We start from the raw sequence: 5,110 nt of genomic DNA, 5'->3' as shown, positions 1-5,110 counted from the left end.
CAGTCGTTCGGTGCCTTCCTTGTTCCGGGAGTTAATTTCAAGTTAGAAGGAGAAGCCAATGATTATTTGGGTAAAGGTCTGAGTGGCGGTCGTATAGCTGTACTTCCTCCCATCCGCAGTAACTTTGAAGCTGAAAGAAACACCATTGCAGGCAACACACTACTTTATGGTGCAACAAGTGGAGAAGTATATATTAACGGACGGGTAGGTGAACGTTTTGCAGTCCGTAACTCCGGAGCAATTGCTGTAGTAGAGGGTGTAGGCGACCATTGCTGTGAGTATATGACAGGAGGACGTGTCGTAGTACTCGGTCAGACAGGACGTAATTTCGCAGCCGGAATGAGTGGAGGTGTTGCTTATGTATGGAATAAGGATGGTAACTTCGATTATTTTTGTAACATGGAAATGGTGGAACTGTCACTAATCGAAGAAGCCAGTTACCGGAAAGAACTCCATGAGCTGATTCGTCAACAATATCTGTATACAGGTTCTAAACTGGCACGTACAATGCTGGATGACTGGAATCATTATGCAGATAAATTTATCCAAGTAGTGCCAATCGAATACAAGAAGGTATTACAGGAAGAACAGATGAAAAAGTTACAGCAAAAAATAGCAGATATGCAAAGAGACTATTAACCGACATTAATGTCTATTGATAATTAAGTTAGAAAGTAATATGGGAGATCCTAAAGCATTTTTAAATATACCTCGCCAAGAAGCAGGATACCGTCCTGTAAGCGAGCGAATCACAGATTTCAGTCAAGTAGAACAAACGTTGAACACGAACAGCCGCAAACTGCAAGCCTCACGCTGTATGGATTGTGGTGTACCTTTCTGCCATTGGGCATGTCCGTTAGGCAACAAGCAGCCTGAATGGCAAGATGCACTCTATAAAGGAAAATGGAAAGAGGCTTATGAAGTATTATCATCCACTTGCGACTTTCCCGAATTTACAGGACGTATCTGTCCGGCGCTCTGTGAAAAGTCATGTGTGCTAAAACTATCATGCAATCAGCCGGTTACCATTCGTGAAAATGAAGCGGCAATTGTGGAAGCAGCTTTCCGGGAAGGGTACATACAAGTAAAGTCACCTAAAAGAAATGGCAAAAAGGTTGCAGTGATCGGTGCCGGTCCTACCGGCTTGGTTGTTGCCAATCAATTAAACCTGAAAGGGTATACAATTACCTTATTTGATAAGGACGAAGCTGCCGGAGGATTGTTACGTTTTGGCATTCCAAATTTCAAACTGGACAAAAACGTGATAGATCGTCGAATAAGGATTCTGACGGCAGAAGGCATTCAGTTCAAATTCGGCACAGAGATTGATGTCAATCATTTACCCGAAGGTTTTGACGCATATTGTTTCTGTACCGGAACTCCGACAGCACGTGACCTGAATATTCCGGGCAGAGAATTGAAAGGTATTTATTTCGCACTCGAAATGCTTTCACAACAAAATCGTATACTGACCGGTCAAATCTTCCCTAAAGATAAGACAGTCAATGCGAAAGGAAAAAAAGTCCTAGTCATCGGTGGCGGAGATACTGGGTCTGACTGCATCGGAACCAGTATTCGTCAGGGAGCGACAAGCGTCACACAGATTGAGATCATGCCTCAACCGCCTGTCGGATACAATCCTTCTACTCCATGGCCACAATGGCCTATCGTTTTTAAAACTACCTCCAGTCATGAGGAAGGCTGTATCCGACGATGGTGTCTGGCTTCCCACCAATTCATAGGAAAGAACGGCAAAGTGGCGGGAGTAGAAGTCGAAGAGGTGGAATGGATACCCTCACCGAACGGTGACAGACCAACCATGAAACCGACAGGTAAAAAAGAAATCATCGAAGCCGATATGGTTTTGCTTGCCATGGGATTCCTGAAACCTGAACATCCTCAACCTGCGAAAAACGTATTTTTTGCAGGAGATGCAGCCACAGGTGCCAGTCTGGTAGTACGTGCCATGGCAGAAGGGCGGAAAACCGCTACGGAAATCGATGCCTATTTGAGTAAATAAATTCTGTCTCAATATAATAATCAAAGTTTTTCATCAACCTTCAAAAGTAAAAGTTATGTGTGGAATAGCTGGTATACTCAACATAAAATCTCAATCTAGAGAACTGAGAAATAAAGTACTGAAAATGGCTCAGAAAATTCGTCATCGCGGACCGGATTGGAGTGGCATTTATGTAGGTGGAAGTGCCATCTTGGCTCATGAACGGCTCTCGATCGTAGATCCGGAAAGCGGCGGACAGCCTTTGTTCTCGCCTGATCGGAAACAAGTACTCGCTGTAAACGGTGAAATCTACAATCATCGTGAGATCCGTACCCGATATACCGGCAAATATCACTTCCAAACGGGCAGTGACTGCGAAGTGATCCTTGCTCTCTATAAAGAGAAAGGGATTCATTTTCTGGAAGAGCTGAACGGCATTTTCGCATTTGTCCTTTATGATGAGGAGAAAGATGAATTTCTCATTGCACGGGATCCTATCGGTGTCATTCCCCTTTATATAGGTAAGGATAAAGAGGGAAGAATTTATTTTGGAAGTGAACTCAAGGCATTAGAAGGATTTTGCGATAAATATGAGCCTTTTCTTCCCGGACACTACTTTTATAGTAAAGAGGGAGAAATGAAACGCTGGAATACCCGTAACTGGACGGAATACAATGCAGTAAAAGATAATGATGCAAAAGTAAGTGATGTAAAAAAGGCACTGGAAGACGCTGTACAACGACAGTTAATGAGTGATGTGCCGTATGGCGTATTACTTTCCGGTGGTTTAGACAGTTCCGTTATTTCTGCTATTGCCAAGAAATATGCAGCCAAACGTATAGAAACGGATGGTGCCAGCGATGCTTGGTGGCCTCAACTCCACTCCTTTGCCGTCGGACTGAAAGGTGCGCCCGACTTGATCAAGGCCCGCGAAGTGGCAGAATATATCGGAACCGTACATCACGAAATCAATTACACTATTCAGGAAGGATTGGATGCTATCCGTGATGTTATTTATTTTATCGAAACCTATGATGTAACCACTGTCAGAGCTTCCACTCCGATGTATTTATTAGCACGGGTTATCAAATCAATGGGAATCAAAATGGTGCTGAGCGGTGAAGGTGCCGATGAGGTATTTGGTGGATATCTTTATTTTCATAAAGCTCCTTCCCCACAAGCTTTTCACGAAGAAACCGTTCGTAAATTAAGCAAACTTCATTTGTATGATTGCCTTCGTGCAAATAAAAGCCTGGCAGCATGGGGTGTGGAAGGACGTGTTCCCTTTCTGGACAAAGAATTCCTGGATGTAGCCATGCGATTGAATCCTAAAGCCAAGATGTGTCCGGGAAAAGAAATCGAAAAACGAATAGTGCGCGAAGCTTTTGAAGACATATTACCGACCAGTGTGGCATGGCGTCAAAAAGAACAATTCAGTGACGGTGTAGGTTATTCATGGATTGATACGCTGAAGGAAGTAACAGCCGCTACGGTCAGTGACGAACAAATGGAACATGCTGCCGAACGCTTTCCAATCAATACTCCGATGAATAAAGAGGAATACTATTATCGTAGTATCTTTGAAGAACATTTCCCAAGTGAAAGCGCTGCACGCAGTGTGCCCAGTGTTCCCAGTGTAGCATGTTCCACAGCGGAAGCATTAGCTTGGGATGTTGCCTTTCAACACCTGAATGATCCGAGCGGAAGGGCAGTAAAGGGAGTACATGAAGAAGCGTATGCTGACTAAACACTATCCATACAATTTATATTCAATTTGCTCTCACGCTCTCACTTTCTCTATACACTCCCCTATTCATCGTTGTTTCAGCTATTAGAGATCCAGTGGTAGCAAGGTGAGAGCAAATGTTTACCCTCACTTTATGTCGTTCCGACACCCTCACCAAAAAAACATTCATGTATTTATCTTCTGAAATACAATGAATTTATCTGAAAAGTATATGTATCCTATATACATATTCCCTATAGTTCTTTCGTTTTTTATTAATAGTTATAAAGAGCTCACTGATGTGAACAAATAAGCTATCAAATGTCATCTTATTTATTCACAGCAGTAAACAAATATATTCACTATAGTGAGCTATTGAAAAAGATCTTTAGTTTATAGAAGAAGCACTGTGCTTTTACATATTTCGAACTAAATAGACACCATAACTTTCATACAGATGAAATAAGATATCCTATAATAAGAACGAAATTCAGCGTATGAAACGAATACTCTGCATCGATTAACGCAGATTAGCACTATTATTAGCTAATTTGCGCTTTCTTTTTTATAAATTTGAAGCCCATGTTAATTTTAAGAACATAAAACTTTTTTAAATCAGAAGAAAATGAAGTTAATAAAAATATTAATGGTCTCTGCTTTAGTAGTCTCTGCTTGCTATGTGCAAGCTCAAACACAAGTCATTGCTCACCGAGGTTTCTGGAAAACTCCGGGCTCGGCACAAAATAGTATCACTTCGCTCCAAAAAGCAGATTCAATAGGATGTTACGGTTCAGAATTTGATGTATGGATGACTAAAGACAATAAATTAGTAGTCAATCATGATCCGATGTACAAGATGAAAGCAATGGAATATTCTAAAGGAGATGTATTGACTGGTCTAAGACTCTCTAACGGTGAAAAACTGCCTTCGCTGGAACAGTATCTGAAAGCGGCTCAAAAAGGAACGACACGTCTCATTTTAGAACTAAAAGAGCACAATAGTAAAAAACGCGAAACAAAAGCTGTGGGAGAAATTATAGCTCTGGTTAAACAACTGGGGTTGGAGAAACGCATGGAATATATCTCTTTTTCTCTGCATGCTACCAAAGAGTTTATTCGGCTGGCACCGACAGGAACTCCCGTTTTTTATTTAAACGGAGATTTATCACCTCAAGAACTGAAAGCGCTTGGATGCGCAGGACCTGATTATCATCTCGGGGTGTTCAAGAAACATCCGGAATGGATCAAAGAATGTCATGATCTGGGGATGAAAGTCAATTCATGGACCATTGATAAAGAAGAAGATATGAAATGGCTCATAGACCAAAAGGCAGATTTCATCACAACGAATGAACCTGTTGTTTTGCAAGAGCTAATTAAATAAT

3 protein-coding genes and 1 pseudogene are annotated in these 5,110 nt (G+C 41.6%); all 4 read left to right on the top strand.

The genetic code is table 11. From position 1 onward, the window contains the following. Nucleotides 1–639: pseudogene (locus PHO71_RS25195) on the top strand (glutamate synthase subunit alpha); the annotation flags it as partial. Nucleotides 640–679: 40 nt separating this feature from the next. Then, the gene (locus PHO71_RS25190) at nt 680–2,020 is read left to right on the top strand and encodes a glutamate synthase subunit beta (RefSeq protein WP_300208938.1); all 1,341 of its coding nucleotides are present in this window, start codon (nt 680–682) and stop codon (nt 2,018–2,020) included. A 55-nt stretch (nt 2,021–2,075) separates the two neighbouring features. Continuing rightward, nucleotides 2,076–3,746 carry an asparagine synthase B gene (gene asnB / locus PHO71_RS25185; protein WP_300208937.1) on the top strand — a complete coding sequence of 557 codons (1,671 nt, stop codon included), beginning with the start codon at nt 2,076–2,078 and terminating at the stop codon, nt 3,744–3,746. Between the two features lie 604 nt (nt 3,747–4,350). Beyond that, nucleotides 4,351–5,109, top strand: a complete 759-nt coding sequence (locus PHO71_RS25180; RefSeq protein WP_300208936.1) for a glycerophosphodiester phosphodiesterase family protein — start codon at nt 4,351–4,353, stop codon at nt 5,107–5,109. The last annotated feature ends 1 nt before the right edge of the window (nt 5,110 follow it).

The sequence above is a fragment of the Bacteroides sp. genome (genome assembly GCF_028690125.1).
Lineage (GTDB): Bacteria > Bacteroidota > Bacteroidia > Bacteroidales > Bacteroidaceae > Bacteroides.
The sequence above is the reverse complement of the archived record's forward strand: the minus strand, read 5'-3'. Positions and strand labels throughout refer to the sequence as shown.

What these genes read in the sequence shown, in the direction of transcription:
- PHO71_RS25180 (WP_300208936.1), top strand. Translation starts at nt 4,351, where the DNA reads ATGAAGTTAATAAAAATATTAATGGTCTCTGCTTTAGTAGTCTCTGCT.
- asnB (WP_300208937.1), top strand. Translation starts at nt 2,076, where the DNA reads ATGTGTGGAATAGCTGGTATACTCAACATAAAATCTCAATCTAGAGAA.
- PHO71_RS25190 (WP_300208938.1), top strand. Translation starts at nt 680, where the DNA reads ATGGGAGATCCTAAAGCATTTTTAAATATACCTCGCCAAGAAGCAGGA.